Genomic DNA, 25,116 nt, shown 5'->3' with positions numbered 1-25,116 from the left:
CAGCGTAATCATTACTCTTCACGCTGACTCTCTTTATACGCTTGCAGACAAGATTTGCAAATGCAAGAATGACTAGATTTTGCTTTTAACGCATCTGGAAACTCTTCTTCTGCGCACCAGCAAGTAAACTCTTCTTCTTTTAAAACATGCTGACATCCATTCTTTTTTCCACACAGTGGACAGGTTCTGTTAATCATAACTCACTCTTTCTTTACATCCCAATGTGTAGCTTTATCAAAGATCGGCTTCCATATGCGCTCCGGTAAATAGCCAACTCCGTAGGAAGAACCAAGACCCATTGTTGATACAATAAGATGACGACATCCTTTTTCCCAAAACCTGCTGCTTGCTTTCACCTTTACATCCTGAATCTTTCTGCGCTGCATAACCGTTGTTTTTCGAGTAATAAACTGCGATCGAATACTTAAAAATTCATGGGTCATCGCTACGCCTCCTTGGTGATATCCAAACCATGTTAACAACGAAGTAGCTAACAAAATGACAACCACTCCCCACACAAGCTGAACTTTCCAAAAGCTGATTGCTACTGCTGCAATGCAAGCTGTAATGAAGACATATGATAGCTTATACCATACATAATTGCGCACTACGTTTGGCTTAAACTCAAGATAACGATAAGTAGGAAGATACTCTGAAAAAACCTCCGTTATTTCCTTTTGTTTTAAAAATGGGTGTAAATACACTTTTTGCTCTAAATCAGAAGTTACGACTTTTAACGAAATGGCTCCCCAACCAAATAAACGCTGAAGCAAACCTTCTTCAACTGTAACCGCCTTAATTTTTTCAAAAGGAATCGTAAGCGAGCTTTTGTTTAATAGCCCGTATTGAACTTGAAGGTGCTTTTCATAGCGCTCCACCATAAAATTACCAAAGCGGATTACGTACAAGATAATAGAAAGTATATATGCTATGCATAAAATAAAAAATACTAATATGATAATAGCTAATATAGACTGCGTAACAATCTGTTCATAAGCATCTTGAATCCACGGGTTGATTAAGTCATCCACGTATTCGTATAGTACACCCAGTCCAGCAAAGATATAGCCAAAGTTCGCCGATAGCGCAGCAGCAATCACTAAGCGACTGGTGGGCACCTTTAATGTTTTAATGATTTGTTTTCTTTCAGGACTCTCTTCTACTGAAAAAGACTCCCCTGCTTGCAGCATTGTTTTTAACTCATGGGCGTCTTTCATTAAAACACCTGGTAAATCGACTTCTGCACCCATTCCTGTTCCACCTGCTGTTTCAATACGAAGCCGTGCCAGTTTAACTAGGCGAAACAGAAAAGGCTGATCAATTTGAATCGATTGAATACGCGTTCGTTGGATAAAACTATTTTCTTTTTTAAAGACTCCTTTTTTAATTCGAATTTCTTTTTCTGTAACTTCGTAGCGAAATGTTTGCCATTTAACAAATGCAAAAAACAAGCTGATACCTATAATAATTAAACCAACCCACCAGTATGTCAGTACTTTATCTCGCTGAAGAATGATTAAAAATGCAAATGGTAAAATATTGTCTTTTATGTACTTTGCAGCTTGAACAATAACGGCAAGTGGGTGCAGCTTTTTATTCATATTCGTCCTTCACCTCTGCCATCTTTGCGATTGTTTCGCGTAAATTATTTGCGTCTTCTGATTGTAGTGCCGGAAATTCAAGAAATCCTGCAGCTGTTACAACATTAATTGAAGCCAGACCGTATTTACGCAAAATTGGCCCCGTTGATGTTTCCACATGTTGAACCTTCACAATCGGCACTTTTGTATGATTCCAGATAAACAAACCTTTTTGTACTTCGATATGCGTCTCTGTTAGTTGATACGAATACACTTTCATGTAAATGCTCGGAGCGATGACAACATAAACAATAAAGCTAACGATTAGCAGAGCTCCAGAAACCCAAAAAATCCAGATCCACCAATTAAAAAAATAGACAAGAACATAATAACCAATCGTTCCTGCTAACCACAATATATGTGGCAATAGCGCTTGAATTCTCATTGCGCTTTTTGCTTCGGAAGGTAGCTTCCCCTGTAAATGTGTAATTTCCATATGTATTTCCTCTCAATTCATGTATTCTTTCTTCTTATACGCTTGAGCTGCCCAAAAAGTTTCAATAATATGTATTTTTTCATATTTTTTCATATTTTTTCTAATTTGTATACAAAAAGAGAGTAGGACATACCAAAACAAATTTTCAACAAGACGAACACTCCCTTTTCTCACCTCCTTACATTGTCACAACATGTTCGTTCCATTGCGCTACGGCCACTCGCTTTCCGCGGGGAGGAACCTGAGCTTCCTCGCTATGCTGCGGGATCTCCGTTTTCCCTCTCTTTCCCGCAGGAGTCGAGTGCCCTACGCTCCATTCCACCCTGTTTCCAAACTAGGTTTTCCCAATCAACAAAAAACCTGAACGATTAAAAGTGAGGAACTCTCAATCGTTCAGGTTTATCATTGACTGAATTACTTATGTCCCAGCCTCTTTTTATTCATTATTGATAAACGTTCTTTTTTACGTCACTTTGTACTGCTGCGCGCTCTACTGCTTCAGCAACAGCTTCATGTACATTAACATTTAGCGGATGAGGCACTAGATCCCCTGGCTTTGTTGAATTTGCAATCGCTTCTGCAGCTGCAACTAGCATTTTGTGAGTAATATCACGAACACCAGCGTTTAGTACGCCACGGAAAATACCTGGGAATCCTAATACATTGTTTACAGAGCGTCCATCTGTTGCATAAATTGCACCAGCTTCTAACGCATCTTCTTGTTCGATTTCAGGTTTTGGATTTGATAGAGCCAAAATAATTTGTCCCTTTTGTACCCATTCTTTTTTAATAAGTCCTGGTACACCAGTTGTTGCAATAACAATATCACTTTGCTCCATTAGCTCTTCTAAGCTATCAACTGTTTCGCCTCCATAAGAGCGAAGACGATCTTTTGCTTCTTCAGATTTATCAGCGCCAACTACGCTTTCGACACCATATGCCATTAGCATGCGGCATATGGCAATACCAGCTGCCCCAAGGCCAATTTGACCAACGCGAGCTTGTTTTAAGTTAACACCTGCACTGCGACAAGCTGAGATAGCTGCAGCTAACGTAACTACGGCCGTTCCATGCTGATCGTCATGCATAACAGGAATGTCTAGTTCTTTCTTTAAGCGCTCTTCCACTTCAAAACAGTGTGGAGAACCAATATCTTCAAGCAAGATACCACCAAATCCTGGTGAAATATTTTTAACTGTTTGAATAATTTCTTCGGGACTATTTACATCTAATAAGATAGGAATAGCATTAATATTAGTAAGCTGATCAAAAAGAGCTGCTTTACCTTCCATAACAGGCATACCAGCTACTGGTCCAATATTACCTAAACCCAAGATTGCTGTTCCATCTGTTACAACAGCTACAGTGTTGCTAATGCTTGTATAAATTTTTGCTTTTTCCGGCTGTTCTTTAATCGCCATACATACGTTAGCTACACCTGGTGTATACACGCGTCGTAAATCCGCTAACGTTTCAATTTTCATTTTACTTTTCATTTGAATTTTCCCGCCTTCGTGAGCGTGTAAAACTTCATCTGAAACTGTGTGTAGCGTAATTCCGTCCAAGCTACGAACTGCATCTAATAATTCTTCTAGCTGCTCTTCGCTCTCAACCTGTACAGTAATACTTCTTCGCGTATAGTTATGGCCTACCTTAACTGTTTCAACCTCGCCAATATCGCCACCTACGCGACCAATTGCCGTAGCTACTCGTCCTAGATTTCCTGGTACGCTTGGTGTTTGAATCATTAAAGTACGGATAATATTGCTCATGTTGACTCCTCCATTTTTATCATTTTAGTGTTAATTATCAGTCTGTCTACTTGTCTAACGATTATTGACGATCAAAAAGTGAGTTACCTGCAATACCTGGATTTGTCATTTCATAAGGATTTAAGATTAAATCTAGCTCTTCTTCTGTCAATACGTCATATTGTAAGCAAAGTTCCCGTACAGATTTCCCTGTCATAATGGCTTCTCTGGCAATACGAGAAACAACTTCATAACCTAAATGTGGGTTAACAGCAGTAATGACGCCTACGCTTTTCTCTACATATTCTTTCAACCGTTCTTCGTTTGCTTCAATACCTTCTAAGCAATATTTTGTAAACGCGTCAAAACCGTTGTTCATAATGCTAATAGACTGCAGTAGGTTAAAGACAAGCACAGGCTCCATTACGTTTAACTCAAGCTGTCCTGCTTCTGAAGCTAAGCAAATGGTAGTATCATTTCCAATAACTTGGAATGCTACTTGGTTAATCAGCTCTGGCATTACTGGATTTACTTTTCCAGGCATAATAGAAGATCCCGGCTGACGAGCAGGAAGGCTAATTTCTGCTAAGCCTGCCCGTGGACCTGAAGCCATTAAGCGTAAGTCGTTTGCAATTTTAGACATATTCATCATACACACTTTTAAAGCAGCAGATACTTCGGTATAAGCGTCTGTATTTTGCGTTGCATCCACAAGGTGCTCAGCGCCATATAATGGTAGTCCACTAATTTCTGCTAGATATTTCACAACGTTCTCGATATATTTCGGATCAGCATTTAAACCTGTTCCTACCGCTGTTGCTCCCATATTCACTTCATATAAGTGTTGGCGAGACTGGCTTATACGTTTAATATCTCGCTCTAAAACACGGCTATATGCAGCAAATTCTTGTCCTAAACGAATAGGTACTGCATCTTGAAGATGTGTTCTTCCCATTTTAATAATTGGATCAAACTGCTTCGCTTTCTTTTTAAATACTTCAACCATCTTGTCCATTGTTGCTAATAAATCATCTAATAGGCGCAATGTTGATAAATGAATAGCCGTCGGGAACACGTCATTCGTAGATTGTGACATGTTTACATGACTGTTCGGACTAAGCTTTACATAATCACCTTTTTCATACCCCATTAGTTCTAGCGCTCGGTTTGCGATAATTTCGTTCATATTCATATTCATTGACGTACCCGCTCCACCTTGAATCGGATCTACAATGAAATATTCATGCCATTGACCTGCAATCACTTCGTCAGCCGCCTGTACGATAGCGCTTCCAATACCATCGTATAATCGTTTTGTATCCATATTCGCCATAGCAGCTGCTTTTTTGATCATCGCAAGAGCACGAATCATCTCTTTGTTCACTTTGTATCCAGTGATTGGAAAGTTTTCAACTGCGCGCATTGTTTGGACACCGTAATATACGTCTTTTGGAAGTTCTTTTTCGCCAAGAAAATCTTTTTCAATACGACTTTGCTGTTCCTTTTTCGCCATACTGCGACCTACTTTCTATTAGTTAATCTTTATGTGAGCGTGCTTAATTCTCAGCTTTTTTGTTTTAACTAGCGTACTACGCTGTATGACACCTTCTATTAAACACTTAATATACGCTTTGATTATAAAGAAAATTATACTAATAATCAAGGTAACTCCAAAAGAGGTTTTACTTTTTTTAGTATCAAAACAAAAACACCTGTTCTCATTTCTATTAATCGATTATTTTTTATCATAAAAAAGGGTTTTATCATAAATAAACGAAATGTTATGACTATACGCTGTGAAAAGGAGGACCTGTATATGAAAGCCATTTGTGTATTTGCTGGATCTAATTCTGGTGTTCATCCTCACTATAGAAACGTTGCCGTAGAACTTGGAGCGTATATGGCTCAACACGATTATAAATTAATTTACGGGGGCTCAAAAATGGGCCTGATGGGTGAAGTAGCCAATGAAATGTTAAAGCATGGTGGTCACGTAGTTGGCATTATGCCAAAAGGACTATTTAGCGGTGAAATTGTTCATACCGCCCTCACGGAATTAATTGAAGTAAGCAGCATGCATGAGAGAAAAGCCACCATGCACGATTTATCTGACGGCTACATCGCTCTTCCAGGAGGGTTCGGTACGTTTGAAGAATTGTTTGAAGCACTTTGTTGGGCACAGATTGGAATTCATAAAAAACCAGTTGGATTACTCAATGTTAATGGATATTATAATGCGTTAATGAGTATGGTTGAACATGCTGTAACAGAGGGCTTTTCACAAGAATCAGCCATTCAGCTTATCAATATTTCAAGCAGCCCGCAATCGTTAATTTCATCAATGATGAACTTCACTTCTCCTTCCACTCGTTACACAAAATGGAACAACACTTCTTCTTAAATCAAAAAAAGAGTACGCTACTGTACTCTTTTTTTATTTGTCTTCTACATATTTTCTATCCACTTTGGACATTCTCTAAAAAAAGAGAGAATAGGGAGATGGTGTCATGGAGCACATTTTTGATTTGCTGTTACGAGGAATATTAGCTTATTTTTCTCTGCTTATCTTAACTAGAATTATGGGAAAAAGAGAGCTATCCAAGATGAACTTCAGTGACTTTGTTGTGGGAATCACCATTGGATCCATTGCTGCTACGGGCGCGGTTGACCATAACCAACCTTTTACTAACTATATACCAGCTTTGGTCATCATTCTCGTCCTTGAAATTTTATTTTCTTACCTTTCAATGAAATTTGATAAATTTCGGCTATTAAACAATGGTGAACCCATTATCTTAATGGAAAACGGGCGAATTCTTGAACAAAATTTAAGAAAGGCACGCTTAAATGTCGAAGAGCTTGCTAGTCAGCTTAGGCTTCAAAGTATCTTTTCTTTTCAAGATGTAGAAACGGTCCTTATTGAACAAAACGGTGGCTTTAGCGTGCAGTCACCAAGCTGTCACCATGGAAGCAATGAGCATTGTTAAAAGCCGCAGCGGACTACCTCGGCTTCTCATTAAAGATGGAAAGCTAGTTGAAAAAGAATTAACTGCGTCCTCTTTTACACTCGACTGGGTGCACCAACAGCTCTCTATTCGTAATATCGCCAGCATTTCTGATGTTATGCTTGGTCAAATTGACCGTAGTGGCTTTATCTATATTGATTTGTATGAAAAAGAACAAACGACGTAACAATTTCTGCTGCTTCCTGTGAATTTTTGCAAGAGTCTATCAATAAAAGCGGTATTTTCTCGACTGCTCTGGGATTTATTGTTGGAGCAGGAACTTTTACAGTATTCGATGTATTGTTAGCTAGAAAAGGTGGTCATAATCCCAAGCGCTCTACTTCCCAATGTAAACAAAGTTCTGGTTTAGATTATTTTTCTTATCAGCTATTGTAAAATTATCCTTATGATGTATATAATTACAATGTTATTTTCAAGCAAAGAATGGAGACTTATCATGCGCTACTCTGCTTTTTTATGTTGTTTTTTTGTTTTTATCACGCTATTAGTTGGATGCCAAGCTATAAATAATGCTTCTCAAAAGAATGATTCGATTGAAGCTGAAAAATTAAAGGCTAACCACTATTCATATAATGAAGATCAACGTGATGCTATTTCTGTTATTAATGAGCTTCCTGGACATGAAAATGTTCATAACGTAACGTTGCAAACCCAAAAATCTCCTTCCTATATTTCAGTTGATTATACACAAGCATCGACCGAAACGAGCAGGCAGTTTGAACACAATTGGTCGGCGGATTTTACTAAAAAACGCGTATTCAACAACGCTACCATACTGCTTGGGTTGATTGACCATGCTGATTCTGTCCACTTTAACGTTCATACCGTTGTTCCTCAAAGCATTACGATTACACGTGCAGAACTAGAAGCATTCTATCGACATCCGCTTACACCAAATGCTTCAAAGGGTATTCAAAACGTTAACGTTGAAAACAATAACAATGAGTATAAAATAAATGAGTTTTTTCGTCGTCACCCAATTACAGAACTAGACTAATCACTCTGTGCGAAGCATCTTTTAGCTGCTTCGCTTTTATATGCCTTTTTGCCCTTACGTGTGTGATCTAGGAAACTTCCTTTCACGTAACTTGAACAAAAATTGAACTACCTGTTCTTTTGTAGTACGATATGAACATATTGTCATAGAAAGGAATTATTAAAATGGCCTATAAAATGATTGTACTAGATTTAGATGATACTCTTTTACGAGATGACCATACAATCTCTCCCCGTACAAAGCAAGCTTTAATGGATGCGCAAGAAGCCGGAGTAAAAGTTGTGCTAGCTTCCGGTAGACCAACCTATGGCATGATTCATATTGCTGAAGAGCTTCGACTAGCTGATTACGGAAGCTTTATCCTCTCCTTTAACGGAGCAAAAATTATTGATTGGCGTACTAAGGAAGAATTGTTTAGTAGTACATTATCACCTGAAACCGTTCATCAATTAGATGCATTGAGTAAACAAGAAAACGTATTGATTCATACCTATGTAGGAGATGAAATTATTACGGAAGTAGAAAACGAATTTACGGATATCGAAAGCAATATTACTGGCTTACCTATTAAACTAGTACCTAGCTTCGTTGACGCTGTGAAAGATCCTGTTGTAAAAGTCTTGATGCTTGCACCAAGTGAAGAGCTGGTTCATGTTGAAGAAAAGCTACAAAAACAGCTTGATGGACAGCTAAGCGTTATGCGCTCAAAACCATATTTCTTAGAGTTCACAGAAGTTGGAGTAACAAAAGGTACAAGCCTTGATTTTCTTATTCAGAAGCTAGGGATTACGCGAGACGAAGTAATTGCCATGGGCGACAGCTATAATGATGTAGCCATGATTGAATTTGCGGGTTTAGGCGTTGCGATGGGAAATGCACCTGAAGATATTAGAAAGTTAGCAAATCACGTAACAGATACAAATATGAACGATGGTGTTGCGAAGGTAGTAGAAGAATTTGTTTTAAATCGTTTAGCCGTTAAATAAAGAAAAGCCAGCTGGCGCTGGCTTTTTTATGTGTCATTTTGTTGTAACAAGCTCTGGAACTTCATTTGTTTGAAGCATTTTATTGCGTAAACCTTCCACATCGATTGGTTTCCTTGCCACCCCTGAATCCATTGCCGCTTTCGCTACGGCAGCTGCAACATGAGCTGCGACTCTCTTATCGAATGGATCTGGAATTACATAGTCAGCATGGATATTTGTTTCATCAATTAATCCAGCAATTGCATACACTGCAGCTACTTTCATTTCTTCGTTAATTTCTTTTGCTTGTACATCTAGTGCACCGCGGAAAATGCCTGGAAAAGCTAATACGTTATTGACTTGGTTAGGGAAGTCTGAACGTCCTGTACCAATCACTAAAGCTCCTGCTTCTTTCGCTTCTTCTGGCATAATTTCCGGAACTGGATTTGCCATAGCAAAAATAATTGAATCATCATTCATTGAACGAATCATTTCTTGTGTAACGGCTCCTGCTGCTGAAACACCAACAAAAACATCTGCATCTACTAATGCATCCGCTAAGGTACCTTCTTGTTGATTTTTGTTCGTCATGCGTGCCATTTCTTCTTTAAATGGATTCATACCAACAGGACGTCCTTCATAAATAATTCCTTTTGTATCACATAATATAACGTCTTGCACACCCATGTTTAAAAGAAGTTTTACAATGGCAACACCTGCAGCACCAGCACCGTTTGCTACAACTTTAATATCTTCAAGCTTTTTATTTGCTAAGCGTAGCGCATTTAACAAACCTGCAGCCGTAACAATTGCCGTTCCGTGCTGATCATCATGAAAGATTGGGATATTACAAGCTTGTTTTAAGCGTTCTTCAATTTCAAAACAGTAAGGTGCTGCAATATCCTCTAAGTTAATACCGCCAAACGTAGGTTCAAGAAGTTTAACCGTTTCAACTACCTTGTCTGGGTCCTCAGTATTTAAACAAATAGGAAATGCATCGACGTTTGCAAATGACTTGAATAGCAATGCCTTCCCTTCCATAACTGGCATTGAAGCACCTGCACCAATATTACCTAATCCAAGAACGGCTGTCCCATTTGAAACAACGCCAACCAAATTCCCTTTCATCGTATAATCATAGATTTTCTCAGCATCTTCTGCAATTTCAAGACATGGCTCTGCTACTCCTGGTGAATAAGCAAGGCTTAAATCTTTTGCGCTTTGAACTTCTACTTTGGAATGTACTCCAAGCTTTCCTTGTTTTTCTTTATGCATTTTAAGTGCTTCTTCACGTAATGTCATTTTATTTGTCAACGTCCCTTCTTTTATTAGCTAAATGCTTTCATTAATAATGTTGCAATAATTACTGTCGATGCGCCTCCTAAACGAGTTGCTACCTGAGCAAACGGCATAAGTGACATTCGATTTGATGCTGATAAAATGGCAACATCTCCAGTTCCTCCAAGACCGCTATGGCAACCTGTAACAATGGCAGCGTCAACCGGATACATTTTTAATAGTTTACCAACAAAATAACCCGTTCCTACCATCGCAATTACAACAGATGCACAAATTACGATATAAGCAGGTGTGATAATTTTCACAACGTCATCTAATGGAATAAATAAAATCCCTAAACCAACCATTAGTGGCCATGTTAAGCTTGATGAAATAAATTTGTATAAATGATAAGATCCTTGTTCCATCTTTTTCGGCATAAGCTGTAAAGATTTGACTAGTGTTGCTGCTACAATCATTAACACCGGACCTGGGATTCCTAAAAATTTATGAGCTAAGCTACCGAAGATAAAGAACGAACAAGCAATTAATACGCCTGCACCCATTAAAGAGAAATCGACAGGTTTATCAATGTTTGTCTCCTCGTTCATTTTATCTCCGCCTGCTGTTTTAACTAATACACCGTTACCCGTAAGTTCCGGTTTGCTTTCTCCTAAGCGCTTCATCATACCCGCACAGATAACGGCTACAATGTTTCCAATTACAGCAGCTGGTATCATTTGTGATACAAACGATTCCGCTGAGTCACCTAGAATCTGAGAATACCCTAGAGAAAGCGGAAGAATACCTTCACCGATCCCTCCTCCAATAATTGGGACAATAATATAGAAGAAAGTATGCTTCATTTCATAACCGAATAGTAGTCCTACAAGTAGACCAACCCCAACTGATGCCAGTGTCCCAACAACTAGTGGAATAAACATTCTGGTAAAGCCTTGAATTAAAACTTTTCGATTCATTCCCAAGATACTTCCCGCTACTAAAACTGAAATATAAAAATAGAGAAAGTTTGATGTTTTCATTAATGTTGTTACCGCTTCCATAGAAGCAGGGTTTATCAAATTATAAAAAACTAGAATGGATGGAACAAGCAATGCTAATATTGCGGGTCCACCGATATCTTTTAAGATAGGAATTTTCATACCCAAGTCTCCAAGTAAAATCCCCATTACCATAATAACTGCAAATCCACCGATCATATCGGGTGGAAGCTGATTATAAACAGATGCTCCGTAAACAATTAGCGCTAACACAACGTAAAGTGGGAGCGGAAGTACACCTACTTTTACATCGTTAATTTTGGCCCATAGCCCTTTTGATTTCTTAGGTTGTTGATACTCAGAAAACGTTTCCAATTTACGAGCTGTACCCATTCCCTTAACCTCCTGTCTTTCTACAAAGTCTATGATACTTAATGTTCAGATAACTTGATACGTTTTGTAACTTTTAAAGCACTTTTGTAACTAAAAAAATTAAATGATTAAAATGTATAGAGCTAGCCATGTTCGGCTAGCCTTAAAAGTGTAGTGAATATTTTAACAATGTTTCCATACATATATAATAATGACGAATTGAGAGTAGGAGGAAATAGTTATGCTCAAACCTGATACAGCTATCATTTTAGGTCTAATGATTGAAGAGCCGTTTACACGATTAGAAGATGAAGCGATTAGGCATATTGCCGTAAATGAGCTTGAAAATGGATTGGCAGTATTTAATGAAGCATCCAATCTTTATTACGAAAAATTTCTTTATTTTGATGAGCACACGAAGGTACAGCTTCGTAAAGAAGTTTTCTCGCTTCATTTAACGCTGAACCAAATAAAAAATGCATATGCTAATGGTTATACATCCGAAGCCGTTCATATCTATCAAATTATTGCTGAAACTGAAAACTCAACGAATACGATGAACGCTCTCTTTCAATTTCCCACTTATAACGGTGAAGAAGATGATCAAAGCTACAGGTCATTTATGAATATCTTTGGATCAAAAAAATAAAGAGTTTGGGACATAACAAAATGATTGCTTCTAAAAGACGAACACTAGTTGTTCCCATCTCTTTGGTTTGTCTCAACTCGTTCGTTCCATTGCGCTACGGCCACTCGCTTTCCGCGGGGAGGAACCTGAGCTTCCTCGCTGCGCTGCGGGATCTCCGTTTTCCCTCTCTTTCCCGCAGGAGTCGAGTGTCCTACGCTCCATTCCACCCTGTTTCCAACATTGTTTTCATAACCAAAAAAACCTGAACGATTAAAAGTTATGAACTCTCAATCGTTCAGGTATAGTAGAAGCTGAACTACTTATGTCTCAGTCTCTTTATTAATTAATCCCCTTCATTAATTGCTTAATTTTTGAAGAAGAAAGGAAGATGATGATACCTAGAACAACAGAAATTCCACCTAATAATCCGAAATATGAGGATTGTGAAATCCCCTCATAGAATCGAACGATTTGTGCGTTGATTGCCTGTGCAGCTGCGCTTGCTAAGAACCATAAGCTCATCGTTTGTGCGGAGAATGCTTTTGGCGCTAGTTTTGTTGTTGTCGATAATCCAACTGGGGATAAGCAAAGCTCACCAATTACAACTAAGAAGAAGCTTAAAACAAGCCATAATGGACTTGTTAAATGATTCGCATCACCTGTTACTGACGGGATAACCATTACTAGGAATGAAAAACCGGCAAATAACAATCCTAAAGAAAATTTTTGCGGTGTAGACGGTTGGCGATCTCCAAGCGTTACCCACAGCCTAGCAAATACAGGTGCTAATAAAATAATAAATAACGGGTTAAGCGACTGGAACCACCCTACTGGAATTGTAAAACTTCCATAAGTTAACTGCGTTGATGTTTCAGCATAAATGGCTAAGATTGTTGAACCTTGCTCTTGAATTGCCCAGAACATGACAGCAGAAATAAATAATGGAATATAAGCAAGTAATCGAGAGCGTTCAACATCAGTTGTTTTGGAACTACGATACATAACGGTGAAATAAATAATTGGAATAATAACAGCTAAGAAACTAATGAATGCAATAACATTCGTTAGAGTTAAGAAGCCTGCTACTCCTGCTATAATTAAAAAGATTACGAGAACAGCAACGATTAAACCAATAATTCCAAACGTTTTTTACGCTCACCAGGCTTTAACGGATTTGGAACTTCCGTACCTGCTAAACCTAGGTTTTTCTTTTTTGTCATAGAAAAAACAATTAATCCACCTAACATTCCAACTGCTGCGGCACCGAAACCTAAATGGAATCCGTAGTTTTCTCCAAGCGTAGATACGATTAATGGAGCGATAAAAGCACCTAAGTTAATTCCCATATAGAAAATACTAAATGCGGCATCGCGTCGGTTGTCGTTCTCTCTATATAAGTCTCCCACAACACTTGAAACGTTTGGCTTTAATAAGCCTGTCCCTAAAATAATAAACAGCATGGCTACTAAAACACCGTTAAATCCGGCTGGAAGAGCTAAAACGATATGACCAATCATGATCAACACGCCGCCCCAGAACACTGTTCTTGAGGTTCCTAATATCCTATCAGCAATCCATCCGCCAATAATTCCTGACATATAAACAAGCGCTCCATAAATGGACATAATGGATGCTGCTGTTCCATTATCAATACCTAGTCCACCTTTAGACACTTCCGTGTATAAATACACGATTAGAAGTGCTTTCATTCCATAATAGGAAAAGCGCTCCCAGAACTCAGTGAAAAATAGCGTAAATAATCCTTTTGGATGGCCAAAAAATCCTTTTTGAGGAACACTTTGGACAATTTTCTCTTTATCAAGCGACATATTTTACATCCTTTCTCTCTATCTTTCTCCCTTTTTCCCCTGTTTACTAATTTTTAAAATATCAAAAAATTATGATGATATATAATTAGAAACAATAAAATTTTATTCTTATAAAATGATTCTGTCAATATAAAAAATATAAATAAACATATTTTTTATACATCTTTTTTCTTATCCGCGCTTTAAAAACAGCTATATAACCAGCTTATTCTAAATAAAAAATCCTTTATATTTTTTATTTTAATTATTCATCCCCCTGATTTTTTATAATATCAAGCTAATATTTTCTATTTCTTTTTACCCTACTATTCTTTTAAAACTGTGTCTTTTACCCTATATAGTTTTTCGATATAATAAAAGGTATAAAAAAAAGAGTTTGGGACATAACAAAATGATTGCTTCTAAAAGACGAACACTAGCTGTTCCCATCTCTTTTTTGTTGGGTGTGAGCTTCCTCGCTGCGCTGCGGGATCTCCGTTTTCCCTCTCTTTCCCGCAGGAGTCGAGTGTCCTACGCTCCATTCCACCCTGTTTCCAACATTGTTTTCACAATCAAAAAAACCTGAATGATTAAAAGTTATGAACTCTCAATCGTTCAGGTATAGTAGAGGCTGAACTACTTATATCTCAGTCTCTCAACGTACGTTTGTATTTTCGATTTGTTGTACAAACCTTGACTTATTAATAGGTTGCTGAAACGTGTTAGTGTCAAACTCGTATACTATTTCACCTTCACAAATCGTATAGCGAATTGTACAGCTGAATTCATAGCCTTCATAAATGCTGTGCTTGTGTTTAAAAAACATGCGGTTTTGCTTTACGATGTAGGAATTCTTTAAATCAACGATTGTTAGATCTGCATCTCCGCCCACTTGAATACTACCTTTTTGAGGATACAACCCAAAACGCTTGGCAGGAGCCGTTGAAGTTAACTGTGCAATTTTAGTAAGAGGGATGCTTCTTTTTTGATACCCTTCTGTGATCATTGCTTGAAGCGTATATTGCCCTCCCGATATTCCTCCCCACACCTCAAACATATTATTTGATTTCTTCAAGTCCATAGGACACGGCGAGTGGTCAGAAGATATCATATCAATTTCACCTTTTTCCATCGATAACCACAGTTTCTCTTGTTCTGCTTTTGACCTGAGCGGTGGTGCACATTTAGCCAGTGCTCCAATTTGTACAAAGTCTTTTTCTCCAAACAATAAGTAGTGTGGGCAAGTTTCTAAAGTAACATCTTCCCCTCTTTTTTTAGCATCTACGATTAAGTCAACAGCTTCTTTGCTACTGATATGTACAAAATGGAGTGAACATCCAGTTTGCTCAGCATACTCTAATGCTTCTTTAACTGCTTCTACTTCCACTTCAATTGGCCTTGTTTCTAAATAGCTTCTAATCGATGTAAGCCCCTGTTCCTCTTTTTGTTTTTGAAGCTCTTTAATCGTTTTGTCTTTCTCTGCATGCAAAGCGAGAACCTTACCCAACTTCGCGATTTCTTTCATCCCTTCATAGAGCGTAAGTCCATCTGAAAATTCGAACTCTGATCCTGCTTCTGACATAAATGCTTTAAAACCAATAGCCCCTTGCCTTGCCATCTTTTTAAGTTCATCTTTATTACCAGGTACTAATCCTCCCCATAAACCAAAGTTTACAAATGACTTCTCATTTCCAAGCTTCTTTTTATTTAAAAAAGCTTCTTTCGTTATGGTAGGCGGAACACCATTTAGAGGCATGTCAAAATAGGTTGTACACCCTCCTGCTGCCATCGCTTTTGAACCATTATCAAATCCCTCCCAATGCTCTCTTGCAGGCTCATCAAAATGAACATGTATATCAATAGCTCCAGGTAATACATGCATTCCTTCTGCTCTTAGTACCTCTTTCGCTAGGCTGGTATCAATAGTAGACTTTAAAGCAATAATCTTACCCTCATATATACCAATATCTATTACGCATACCTCGTTTTCTAACACAACCGTTCCACTTTTGATAAGTAAGTCATACTTTTTCATCCATAAACCCCTTCCACTTGCATTAGATTATTTTAAATATAACTGAATTTTCTAATTTTTTCATCGTGTATTTTGCCTTTTTTTAAAAGATGTTTTGTGCAAACTAGACAAAAAATGTACCTAGATACACGAGTATCCGGCACATTTTCATTGAGGTAAACTGATTCGAAAAGTGGTTCCTTTCTCAGGTTCACTTTCCACTTTAATTGTTCCTTTATGCATATCAACAATCCATTTCGCAATTGCTAAACCAAGACCATGTCCGCCCATTTGTCTAGACCTAGATTTGTCCGCTCTGTAAAAGCGATCAAAAATTCTTTTTTGTTCATCTTTATGGATACCAACACCCGTATCAGCCACTCGAATTTCAACTGCATTCGGTCTTTGCTTAATCAATACTTTTACGTGTCCTTGTGGAGTGGTGTATTTAATTCCGTTATCCAATAATATATACATGAGCTGCGTAAGCTTTTCTTCATCTCCCGAAAGCTCTATCTGGTCAGGTGCTTCTAGATGTAAGCTAATATTTTTAGAGTGAGCAAGTGGCTCAACGGACTGCATTACTTTTTCAACCATTTTTTTAATATCAAATTTATTAAAGGCTTGCTGGTTTTTGCTAGCATCAGACCGAGCCAGCGTAAGCAAATCACTTACAAGCTTAGTCATCCGCTTTACTTCTGCTTTCATATTACCGACAAGCTTTTTAGAAAAAGGATCTTCATTTACTTCATCCTGCATTTCGAGCGCATTAATAGATGATAGCATCACGCTTAATGGCGTTCTCAATTCATGAGAAGCATCGGCTACAAACTCTTTTTGCTTTAAAAATGCGTTTTCAATGGGAATCATTGCACGCTTTGACATTAAACGACTCATGTAAATGGCTACGCCTACAAATAAAACTGTTAACGATAACATGATGACCAAAAGCCACTTTAGCAACTGGTATAGAAACGAAACGTTTTTACCAATGTAAAGCATCCCTAAAAACTCACCTTTATAAAAAATTGGCTGTCCAGTCATAAGCAAATCAATACTTACCTTAAATTCATCTTCAGCATGACCATTCCGCTCAAACTTTTCCACATTTGGATGAATTGTTTCAATGCGTTCTTTACGCACTTCATTTTCAATCGGAATCCAGCCGTTAATTAAGTTTAGCAATTTCGGTCTTAGTCCTTCACTTGCTTCGCTGCCCATTAGTAACTGACCTTCTGGACTAACGACATAATAAAAGAACGCATCTTCCCTTGCCACAACAATATCTTGGTATTCATCTTCTACTTGGTCATTTTGCTCGACCAAAAGACTTTTCACAAATTTTGTTTCTTGCTTGAGCAACATGTTTAAGCTTTGCTGCTGGTTACTGCTAATCACAACGTAAACAAGTGAATAGACGATAAACACAAATAAAAGCAGAAATATCATTAACAGCGCACTGTAGCGAAAGGTAAGACGATTTTGCGTTTTGCTAAATAAATCTTGCTTCATCCGGTTACGAGCTCTTCTTATTAACTTTTTAGTCAATTTTATAACCTACTCCACGTATACTTTGGATGAGCTCTTGTTTCCCAAAATGATCTAGCTTTTTTCGCAGGAGTTTGACCGTTGCATCGATTGTTTTAATGGATACATCCGATTCATAGCCCCAAACGCGATCTAATATAATATCTCTTGATAAGACCTGTCCCTTATTTTTCAGTAAAAAGTCCAACAGCTGAAATTCTCTTGGGCTGAGCTGGATTGATTTGTCTCCACTATTCATCATTTGACTCGAACGGTTTAAGGTGATTTGATCGATTTTAACAGTTTCTTCAACAATTGGAGCATAGTTGCGGCGAGACAAAGCTCTCAGCCTGGCCAACAGTTCATCAATTTCAAACGGCTTCACCATATAATCGTCCGCACCAGCATCTAATCCATGCACGCGATCTTGAACAGCATCTTTTGCTGTTAACATTAAAATTGCGCCATTATAGCCTTCCTTTCGAAGCTGTTGGCAAATTTCTACTCCATCTCCGTTTGGCATCATCCAATCCAAAATGAGAATATCATAATGCGCATCAACAGCATAAAAGTAAGCATCACGCCCCTCCGTCACCCATTCGACGTTAAAGCCTGCTTTTTTCTTTAACATATAACTTACTAGCTCTCCTAGTTGCAAATCATCTTCTGCTAATAAAACATTCATATTTTCTCAGCTCCATTCATTTATAAATATACTACTTTATCGCTAGGACATAAACAATCAGCAGGTAGGTTTACCTGCTGATTGTTTATGTCCTTATTTATTTTATTTATGTCAACGGTTAAAAGCATGTTGAGAATGAGAATTTGATTGGTTGTTTACACTTTCTGTTACTTGTACCACGCGGCGACATATTTCAGCTCGTACTCCGCGCTCTTTTAATTTTTCTACGATTTGTTCTAACTTATTGTAAGGCTTTTGCGTTTTCATTTTCATTCCTCACTTTATTTAGAATAATGGATTACGAAAAATTCTCAATGTCATACTTTTTCTTTGTTTCTTCTAACCAAGTTGGATATTCAGACTGAAATTTATTCTCTAACAAGAGTTGTTTAATTTCCTCTTTGCTATTTTCATAGTTCGCATCTTGAGCTGCTTTTTTATCAATTACTTTAATAACGTGATAACCATACTCTGTTTTAACAGGCTCACTAATTTCATTAACATTTAAGTCGAATGCAGCATCACTAAACTCTTGAACCATATCTTCTTTACTAAAGTATCCCAAATCTCCTCCATCTTCCTTAGAGGCTGTATCCGTCGAATATTCTTTTGCTAACTCAGCAAATTTCTCACCATCGCTCAGTTTTTTCTTAACTTCATTAGCCGTTTTTTCATCTTTTACAAGAATATGACTTGCTTTTACCTGCTCTGGCTGATCAAATGAGTCTTTGTTTTCATCAAAATATGATTTCATCTCGTCTTCAGAGATGTCAATTGTATCTTCTACCAGCTTTTTAGCTTTTAAGTTTGTTTCTAAATCCTTTTTTACTTCGCTTTCTTTAATACCATTTGCTTCTAAAGCTTGATTAAACGTATCTTCTCCACCATATGATGTAATTAACGCATCAAGCTCTTTGTCGAGTTCTTTTTCACTAATTGTTACACTTTTCTTTTCCGCTTCTTTATTAATGACTTTTTGTTCAATCATTGAATCTAAAACGTCAGTTCCACCTTGAGACATTAACACTTCATATAATTGGTCTTTTGTGATTTTGTCTCCATCAACACTTGCTACTGCATCAACGCGATTGACTTGGTACACGACACCCGCAATGATAGCACCAGCAGCAATGATACCAAGAAAAGAAAAAAGCTTTTTCTTTTTCTTCTTATCCATTTTCTTACCTCTCCTAACTTCCATCCATGACTTACGCTATGTATGTAAGCGCAAGAATTATGAGCTTTTTGAACAGTTTTCTTTCTACGCTTCTAACTATACAAAAACAAAATGAAAAGTTGGTGAAAGCGTAAAAAGAGTTTGCTCTGTTTACGAACCATGTGAGGTAATCTTTGAAGTTGTTTATCTTATATAGAGAAATTTGGAGGACATTATGATTAAAGAAGTTGCTTTTTTCCGTATTAAAAAAGAGCTACTAGCAGAGTTTGAAGAAGCATTTCATCAAGCCGCTCACGTTATCGCATCTGTACCAGGATATATTAATCATTCCATTCATCGATGCATTGAAACAGATACTAAATATATGATTATTGTTGAATGGGAAAATGTTGAAAGTCATATGGTGAATTTTGTCCAATCTTCATTATTCGAAGAATGGGACAAACAAATGGGACGTTTCTTCGAGCCAAACGTTACAATGGACCATTATGTCAATGTTCATCCCTCTAAACATTGACATTCGTATGAAAAAAGCTTATTCTTAGCTTAGCACCCTATCCATCACCATTTCGCTTGTTGCGGGACACTTAACCAGTTCGGAATGGATAGGGTGTTTTTGTCTGTTTCAAATATAAAAAATACATAGAATAATAAAGAGACTGAGACATAAGTAGTTCAGCCCTTACTATACCTGAACGATTGAGAGTTCATAACTTTTAATCATTCAGGTTTTTTGTTGATTGTGAAAACAATGTTGGAAACAGGGTGGAATGGAGCGTAGGACACTCGACTCCTGCGGGAAAAAGAGGGAAAACGGAGATCCCGCAGCGCAGCGAGGAAGCTCAGGTTCCTCCCCGCGGCAAGCGAGTGGCCGTAGCGCAATGGAACGAACGTGTTGAGACAAACTAAAGAGATGGGAACAGCTAGTGTTCGTCTTTTAGAAGCAATCATTTTGTTATGTCCCAAACTCTTTTCTTACTTTGCCTCACTTTGATCTGTATATACGTTTAATCCTTTACGTCGTCTCCAATAATAAACTGCATAACATAGCAGTGGTAATAACCCAAGTTAACCAATATAACCACCCTACAGCAAATCCTGTTCCAATTACACCTCCGAGTGAGACCATAAATAAGTGACGACTTTTCATCGTCCGCTTCAGATCATTTTGTCCTTCATGTTGTGCCATTAACTTCACTTCTTTCCTTCTATCTTTCCCAACATTCTTTTACTCGCTTTTCGTTCTAGTTGTTTGACTACAAGCAAGTATTACTATCAGAATCATTGTTTGATTATAAAATTTTTCTGGTTTTTTACAACATTTCATGAATACAAAATAGAAAGCTAACGTTTTCAAATAAAAAACGCTAGCTTTTCAGCTAACGTTCTTATTTTCATCTGTTGTATACCAAATAAATTTTCCAGTATAACCATAAATAATAGCAATAATAATAGAAACAAAGCTTAACCACATAAACGGTAGATAAGCAAACGTTGATACACCTAGGATCGTTGTTAAGAAAATACCATTATCGGTCCATGGAACCATACCTGAGGTTAACGTTCCACCTACTTCAGAGTTACGCGCTAATACAAGTCGATTGATTTTTAAACGATCATAGCTATCTTGCATAATCTTTGGCGTTAAGATAAGCGATACGTACATAGCGCAACCGAAGATATTTCCTAGTAGACCTGTAAAAATCGTAGCTGTCGTGACGTTCCCGGCATTTATTAAAAGTTGTTCAAATTTAGAGAGAAGTACTTTTAGTACACCTAACTCTTCCAGCAAGCCACCAAAGCCTAATCCAAAAATAATAACAATAATTGAACCAACCATACTCTCAATTCCACCGCGGTTTAGCAATTCTGTTATAAAGGTGATGTCTGACTCGATGGAAAACCCGCTGTAAGCTGTATGAAAAGCAGTTGATACGCTTAAATCTTGAAAAAGGACTCCCCATACTACACCAAGTAAAGAACCCACTGCAATTGATGGTAGTGACGGCTTTTTTAATGCTAATAAAACAATAACAACAACCATTGGAACAAGCATCCACACATTAATTTGGAACACATCGTGTAAAGATGATTTTAAAAACTCTACTCGCTCACTATCAAAGTTGTTACCACCGTACATAAATCCAGCAATGGTAAACAAAATAGATGTAACAATATAAGCTGGAATATCTAAGTAAAGCATTGCTCGCACATGAGCAATTACATCCACTTTTGCCATGGAAGCAGACAAGATTGTACTATCAGATAGTGGAGATAGCTTGTCTCCGAAATATGCTCCAGAAATAACTGCCCCAGCTACGAGCGGTAGAGGCATTCCCATTCCTTCCCCTATCGCCATCATTGCAATACCTGCTGTTCCTACTGTGCCCCATGATGTACCCGTTGCAACAGAAGTGATTGAACAAATAACTAAAGTAGCTAATAAAAAGAACGTAGGGTTAATAAACTCTAAGCCGTAGTAAATTAATGATGGAACAATCCCTCCAGAGATCCATGTTCCAATTAAAGCTCCTACTGCCAATAAAATCAGAATCGCTTCTAACCCGTTTCCAATCCCTTTTGTAATCGCTTTCTGTAAAAAATCATATTTATACCCTAAGCGAATACCTAACGCAATAACAATAAACCATGAAATAAAGAGCGCTAGCTGGATGGGAAGTTCGAAAATGAGTGCGAATGAAACAACAACCGCTAGAAATAAAAGTAACACGATCATAATTTCACCAATTGAAGGTAATCTTGGTGTTTTCAAAATCAAATCCCCCTAAACTTATGACTTGAATACTAGATGGCTGCAGGATGTAAAAGCGCACACATCTTTTGATAAAAATGTATAATTCGAACAAATTTATGTAAATATACTTTCAATTCATTTACCTTTTCACATCTAAAAAGGCCATTTTTATCCCATGTAATATTCACTATTTTCACAAGGCAAATAGTACCACAACCTCACAGGCTCGTTCAAGCCTTTATTTATATCGATTTCTTCACATTTTTTGAAAAGAATAAAAATACGTAACAAGATGTTGTGCATAATGCACAATTGTTTCATCTTTATTTATTGGTAGATAGGCTGTCGTAATCGTATTTTTTTCATAGAATAGTGTCCATCTTGTAAAATCCAGGGTTGATGAAAAAGCTTTCCTCGAAAAACTTTCTGTTTGTGCACCGTAAAGAGACGATCTCTATCCCTTAACCACTCATCAACGGTTCCTTCTTTTGTATAATAAGGAGGAGATATAGGCTTATACGTCAGCAAAATTTCTTTATGTTGAAATCCTTTATGCTTTCTTCTGCATTGAAATTCAGTCAACTCCCCACGTTTGTTAACCATTATGTCGGCATGTAGATAAGGTAAATGATTTCAAACAGTCTTTCTTTAGTATACACTCGCATTATTTTTAAAATTACGAAGGCTTGTCCATTTACTACTTCTAAATTCTATTCCCTTGCATACTACTAATTAATAACGAGTAAAAAGGAGTGACTTAGGTATGATGCTATATGACTTGCACAATAAGCTTTATTATCAAGTGTTCAATTCAGCTCAACCTAAAATGACCGATTCACACCAAGGAAGAAGCTGGGGGTACGTAAAGAAGCTTGTGAACGGCAAACCAATTAAGTTTTGGCTAGACTATACGTGGGGACGCTTTATGTATTTTAGCTATAATGAGAAATGGTATCGAGTTGAATACCTGCAAGCAAATGATAAAAAGCAGGTGTCTGATTTATTTAATGGTGCCTTAATTGACTTAATTTTAGAGGGAGAAGAGCTTAATTTAGTACGCGGAACTTATGAAAATCGACGTCTTTTATTATAACAAAAAAATAAAAACACGGATTAAACCGTGTTTTTACTCATTTTCTGCTGTTGTTGTCCGAGGTGTGATTAAAATTTCTACCCGGCGGTTTTTCTTTTTGCCTTCCTCAGTGTCATTGGAGGCTACCGGCTTAAATTCACCAAAGCCCTTTGCACTGAACATACTTGGGTTTAAGCGATTGTTTTCTAGAATAACCTTCATAAAGTTAATCGCTCTCATAACGCTAAGCTCCCAATTTGATTGAAAGCCGGCGTTGCGTATCGGTACATTATCAGTATGACCACTAATGATAATATTACGAGGAGGGTCCATTACAAGCAAATTTGAAATTTCTTTTGCTAGACGTATATCTTCCGGTCGAACATCAGCTCTTCCAGATGCAAAAAAGACGTTATCCCGAATCGAGATTAGTAACCCTTCATCTGTTAATGAGGTTTGCAACTTGTCTTTAATTCCATTATCTTCCATATATGCATTTACTTTTTGTTGAACAGTTAACAGCTCTTGCTGGTCGGCATCGTGAGCAATTTTCTGCTTTTGCTCTTCCGTTAACGGCTTTTCTCCTTCTTTTTCACTAGGATCCATTCCGCTATCTCTTGCTACATTTTTTTCCGTTGGGTCTTCAGCCGGGAGGTTTTCTTCTTTTGGAGTAGGTAGTGTTTGAAACTCTAACACACCTGTTCCCCCTTCAAACGTTGCATTAAACGCTTTTGATAAGGCTTGAAACTTTTGAGCATCAACAGAACTTATGGCAAACAAAACGATAAATAACGCAAGTAATAGCGTTAATAAATCCGCATACGGTAATAGCCAGCTCTCGTCAACATGAGCGTCCTCTTTTTGTTTCTTTGAACGCTTTTTACTCATTTTCAGCCACTTCGCTTTCCTGCAATAGCTTCTTACGCTCAGCTGTTGGTAAATAAGATGCCAGCTTTTGTTCAATCACTTTTGGTGTTTCACCTTCTAGTAAAGACAGAACGCCTTCGATCATCATATATTTAACCTTTGCTTCTTGCTTAGATTTACGTTTTAATTTGTTAGCAAATGGATGCCAAAAAACGTACCCCGTAAAAATACCTAGTAGTGTTGCAACGAAAGCAGCGCTGATAGCATGCCCTAAACTAGTTGTGTCAGCCATGTTTCCTAAAGCAGCAATTAACCCAATGACTGCTCCAAGTACCCCTAAACTCGGTGCATATGTACCTGCTTGTGAAAAAATAGCTGCGCCAGCCTGATGGCGGTCTTCCATTGCTTCAATCTCTTCAGATAACACGTCTCTAATGTAATCTGCGCTTTGCCCATCAATTGCTAAATTTAATCCATTTTGCAAGAAAGGGTCTTCCACATCAGCTGTTTTTGCTTCTAATGATAATAACCCTTCTTTTCGAACAACTTGTGCCCATTCAGAAAACATAAACACAAGATCTTTTGGTGTAGCCATCTTTGGCTCTTTAAAAAGAACGCCAAATAACTTAGGTACCCTTTTTATTTCACTTGTTGGAAACGCAATGACTACCGCTCCGATTGTTCCTAGAACAATGATTAAAATGGCCGCAGGGTTCATTAAAACAGCTGGGCTAACGCCTTTAAGAAACATTCCTATCATTAGTGCAACCAATGCTAAAATCAAACCAAAAAAAGATGTTTTATCCATTTCTATGTCTCCTATCTTTGTCCGCTCAGTGCATCGTGATTTTAGTGTATCTGCTTTTTATTTCGACATTTAAAACGAATTTTTGAATGTTTTTTTGTTTTTCTTAAAATAAATATCAATGTCAGGATGTTTTCATAAGGACTGATAATGAGCATTTTCCGATACAAATATTTCCATTCGATTAGAAATGATAGGTACCCTATGCCACTTGGAGCTCATTTTTAATTTGCTCAAGTGACGTTCCATTTGTGGTTTCACGATACACAAACTCAATGATACTGCCGATTTTTTGTTTTCTTATGCACTGAA

The 25,116-nt window shown here is 37.6% G+C and carries 25 protein-coding genes and 4 pseudogenes; 9 read left to right on the top strand and 20 right to left on the bottom strand.

Features of this window, described 5'->3' with window-relative positions; translation table 11 throughout:
* Positions 1–11: 11 nt before the first annotated feature.
* The 6 genes from AS180_RS12835 to aspA all read right to left on the bottom strand — a co-directional run bounded on the left by AS180_RS12835 (position 12) and on the right by aspA (position 5,340).
* Positions 12–197, bottom strand: coding sequence for a cysteine-rich CWC family protein (locus AS180_RS12835; RefSeq protein ID WP_025908894.1), 186 nt, complete (start codon positions 195–197; stop codon positions 12–14).
* Positions 198–200: 3 nt separating this feature from the next.
* Entirely contained in the window at positions 201–1,601 is a 1,401-nt protein-coding gene (locus tag AS180_RS12830) for a PH domain-containing protein (protein WP_025908895.1), read from the bottom strand.
* On the bottom strand, positions 1,594–2,076 hold the full coding sequence (locus tag AS180_RS12825) for a PH domain-containing protein (protein ID WP_025908896.1): 483 nt from the start codon (positions 2,074–2,076) through the stop codon (positions 1,594–1,596). Before AS180_RS12825 ends, AS180_RS12830 begins: the two co-directional genes overlap by 8 nt.
* Positions 2,077–2,254: 178 nt before the next feature.
* Positions 2,255–2,398 carry a hypothetical protein gene (locus AS180_RS22615; RefSeq protein ID WP_156413489.1) on the bottom strand — a complete coding sequence of 48 codons (144 nt, stop codon included), beginning with the start codon at positions 2,396–2,398 and terminating at the stop codon, positions 2,255–2,257.
* A gap of 121 nt (positions 2,399–2,519) precedes the next feature.
* A complete protein-coding gene (locus AS180_RS12820) occupies positions 2,520–3,848 on the bottom strand; it encodes an NAD-dependent malic enzyme (protein ID WP_062686890.1) in 1,329 nt (442 codons plus the stop codon).
* 61 nt (positions 3,849–3,909) lie between these two features.
* Positions 3,910–5,340, bottom strand: a complete 1,431-nt coding sequence (aspA, locus tag AS180_RS12815) for an aspartate ammonia-lyase (RefSeq protein WP_025908898.1) — start codon at positions 5,338–5,340, stop codon at positions 3,910–3,912.
* Positions 5,341–5,643: 303 nt separating this feature from the next.
* On the opposite strand from aspA, the gene AS180_RS12810 reads away from it, so the two are divergent.
* From AS180_RS12810 to AS180_RS12790, 5 genes and pseudogenes are all read left to right on the top strand, one after another.
* Positions 5,644–6,228, top strand: coding sequence for an LOG family protein (locus AS180_RS12810; protein WP_025908899.1), 585 nt, complete (start codon positions 5,644–5,646; stop codon positions 6,226–6,228).
* 106 nt (positions 6,229–6,334) lie between these two features.
* A pseudogene (locus AS180_RS12805) lies at positions 6,335–7,019 on the top strand (YetF domain-containing protein).
* A gap of 26 nt (positions 7,020–7,045) precedes the next feature.
* Positions 7,046–7,228, top strand: coding sequence for a hypothetical protein (locus tag AS180_RS23565; RefSeq protein WP_156413487.1), 183 nt, complete (start codon positions 7,046–7,048; stop codon positions 7,226–7,228).
* Between the two features lie 10 nt (positions 7,229–7,238).
* Positions 7,239–7,850, top strand: a complete 612-nt coding sequence (locus tag AS180_RS12795; RefSeq protein ID WP_081801828.1) for a DUF4825 domain-containing protein — start codon at positions 7,239–7,241, stop codon at positions 7,848–7,850.
* Positions 7,851–8,014: 164 nt separating this feature from the next.
* Positions 8,015–8,836, top strand: coding sequence for a Cof-type HAD-IIB family hydrolase (locus AS180_RS12790; protein WP_025908903.1), 822 nt, complete (start codon positions 8,015–8,017; stop codon positions 8,834–8,836).
* A 33-nt stretch (positions 8,837–8,869) separates the two neighbouring features.
* Here the strand turns inward: AS180_RS12790 and AS180_RS12785 are convergent, their stop codons facing one another.
* Both AS180_RS12785 and AS180_RS12780 read right to left on the bottom strand, forming a co-directional pair.
* Complete coding sequence (locus AS180_RS12785; RefSeq protein WP_035320327.1) at positions 8,870–10,117, bottom strand: NADP-dependent malic enzyme; 1,248 nt, start codon at positions 10,115–10,117, stop codon at positions 8,870–8,872.
* Positions 10,118–10,143: 26 nt separating this feature from the next.
* Positions 10,144–11,487 (bottom strand): 2-hydroxycarboxylate transporter family protein, encoded by a 1,344-nt coding sequence (locus tag AS180_RS12780; RefSeq protein ID WP_062686889.1) that lies wholly within the window; start codon positions 11,485–11,487, stop codon positions 10,144–10,146.
* A gap of 220 nt (positions 11,488–11,707) precedes the next feature.
* Between AS180_RS12780 and AS180_RS12775 the strand changes: the two genes are divergently transcribed.
* Entirely contained in the window at positions 11,708–12,115 is a 408-nt protein-coding gene (locus tag AS180_RS12775) for a hypothetical protein (protein ID WP_025908906.1), read from the top strand.
* A 44-nt stretch (positions 12,116–12,159) separates the two neighbouring features.
* On the opposite strand, the gene AS180_RS22605 is transcribed toward AS180_RS12775, so the two are convergent.
* From AS180_RS22605 to AS180_RS12750, 7 genes and pseudogenes are all read right to left on the bottom strand, one after another.
* A complete protein-coding gene (locus AS180_RS22605; RefSeq protein ID WP_156413486.1) occupies positions 12,160–12,321 on the bottom strand; it encodes a hypothetical protein in 162 nt (53 codons plus the stop codon).
* 112 nt (positions 12,322–12,433) lie between these two features.
* Positions 12,434–13,923, bottom strand: a pseudogene (locus AS180_RS12770) (peptide MFS transporter).
* A gap of 634 nt (positions 13,924–14,557) precedes the next feature.
* Entirely contained in the window at positions 14,558–15,937 is a 1,380-nt protein-coding gene (locus tag AS180_RS12765; protein ID WP_035320329.1) for an allantoinase, read from the bottom strand.
* Between the two features lie 147 nt (positions 15,938–16,084).
* Entirely contained in the window at positions 16,085–17,464 is a 1,380-nt protein-coding gene (locus AS180_RS12760; protein WP_090752807.1) for a sensor histidine kinase, read from the bottom strand.
* Positions 17,457–18,128 (bottom strand): response regulator transcription factor, encoded by a 672-nt coding sequence (locus tag AS180_RS12755; protein WP_025908909.1) that lies wholly within the window; start codon positions 18,126–18,128, stop codon positions 17,457–17,459. Before AS180_RS12755 ends, AS180_RS12760 begins: the two co-directional genes overlap by 8 nt.
* Positions 18,129–18,239: 111 nt before the next feature.
* Complete coding sequence (locus AS180_RS22600) at positions 18,240–18,401, bottom strand: hypothetical protein (RefSeq protein ID WP_220387605.1); 162 nt, start codon at positions 18,399–18,401, stop codon at positions 18,240–18,242.
* 25 nt (positions 18,402–18,426) lie between these two features.
* Complete coding sequence (locus tag AS180_RS12750; RefSeq protein WP_025908910.1) at positions 18,427–19,305, bottom strand: peptidylprolyl isomerase; 879 nt, start codon at positions 19,303–19,305, stop codon at positions 18,427–18,429.
* 214 nt (positions 19,306–19,519) lie between these two features.
* On the opposite strand from AS180_RS12750, the gene AS180_RS12745 reads away from it, so the two are divergent.
* Positions 19,520–19,822, top strand: a complete 303-nt coding sequence (locus tag AS180_RS12745) for an antibiotic biosynthesis monooxygenase family protein (protein WP_025908911.1) — start codon at positions 19,520–19,522, stop codon at positions 19,820–19,822.
* Between the two features lie 248 nt (positions 19,823–20,070).
* Entirely contained in the window at positions 20,071–20,214 is a 144-nt protein-coding gene (locus tag AS180_RS22595) for a hypothetical protein (protein WP_156413441.1), read from the top strand.
* Positions 20,215–20,389: 175 nt separating this feature from the next.
* Here the strand turns inward: AS180_RS22595 and AS180_RS24060 are convergent.
* The 3 genes and pseudogenes from AS180_RS24060 to AS180_RS24055 form a co-directional block, all read right to left on the bottom strand.
* Positions 20,390–20,494 (bottom strand): annotated as a pseudogene (locus AS180_RS24060) (amino acid ABC transporter permease); the annotation flags it as partial.
* 186 nt (positions 20,495–20,680) lie between these two features.
* Complete coding sequence (nhaC, locus tag AS180_RS12740; RefSeq protein ID WP_025908913.1) at positions 20,681–22,078, bottom strand: Na+/H+ antiporter NhaC; 1,398 nt, start codon at positions 22,076–22,078, stop codon at positions 20,681–20,683.
* Between the two features lie 309 nt (positions 22,079–22,387).
* Positions 22,388–22,678, bottom strand: a pseudogene (locus tag AS180_RS24055) (DUF2071 domain-containing protein); the annotation flags it as partial.
* Between the two features lie 145 nt (positions 22,679–22,823).
* Here AS180_RS24055 and AS180_RS12730 point away from each other — a divergent pair.
* A complete protein-coding gene (locus AS180_RS12730; protein ID WP_025908915.1) occupies positions 22,824–23,153 on the top strand; it encodes a hypothetical protein in 330 nt (109 codons plus the stop codon).
* A 33-nt stretch (positions 23,154–23,186) separates the two neighbouring features.
* Here the strand turns inward: AS180_RS12730 and motB are convergent, their stop codons facing one another.
* Both motB and motA read right to left on the bottom strand, forming a co-directional pair.
* Positions 23,187–24,020 carry a flagellar motor protein MotB gene (motB, locus tag AS180_RS12725; protein ID WP_062686888.1) on the bottom strand — a complete coding sequence of 278 codons (834 nt, stop codon included), beginning with the start codon at positions 24,018–24,020 and terminating at the stop codon, positions 23,187–23,189.
* Positions 24,013–24,807, bottom strand: a complete 795-nt coding sequence (gene motA / locus AS180_RS12720) for a flagellar motor stator protein MotA (RefSeq protein WP_025909154.1) — start codon at positions 24,805–24,807, stop codon at positions 24,013–24,015. Before motA ends, motB begins: the two co-directional genes overlap by 8 nt.
* Positions 24,808–25,116: the final 309 nt, after the last annotated feature.

The organism is Priestia veravalensis (assembly GCF_001457055.1).
GTDB lineage: Bacteria > Bacillota > Bacilli > Bacillales > Bacillaceae_H > Priestia > Priestia flexa.
This window is presented reverse-complemented; position numbering and strand designations above follow the sequence as displayed.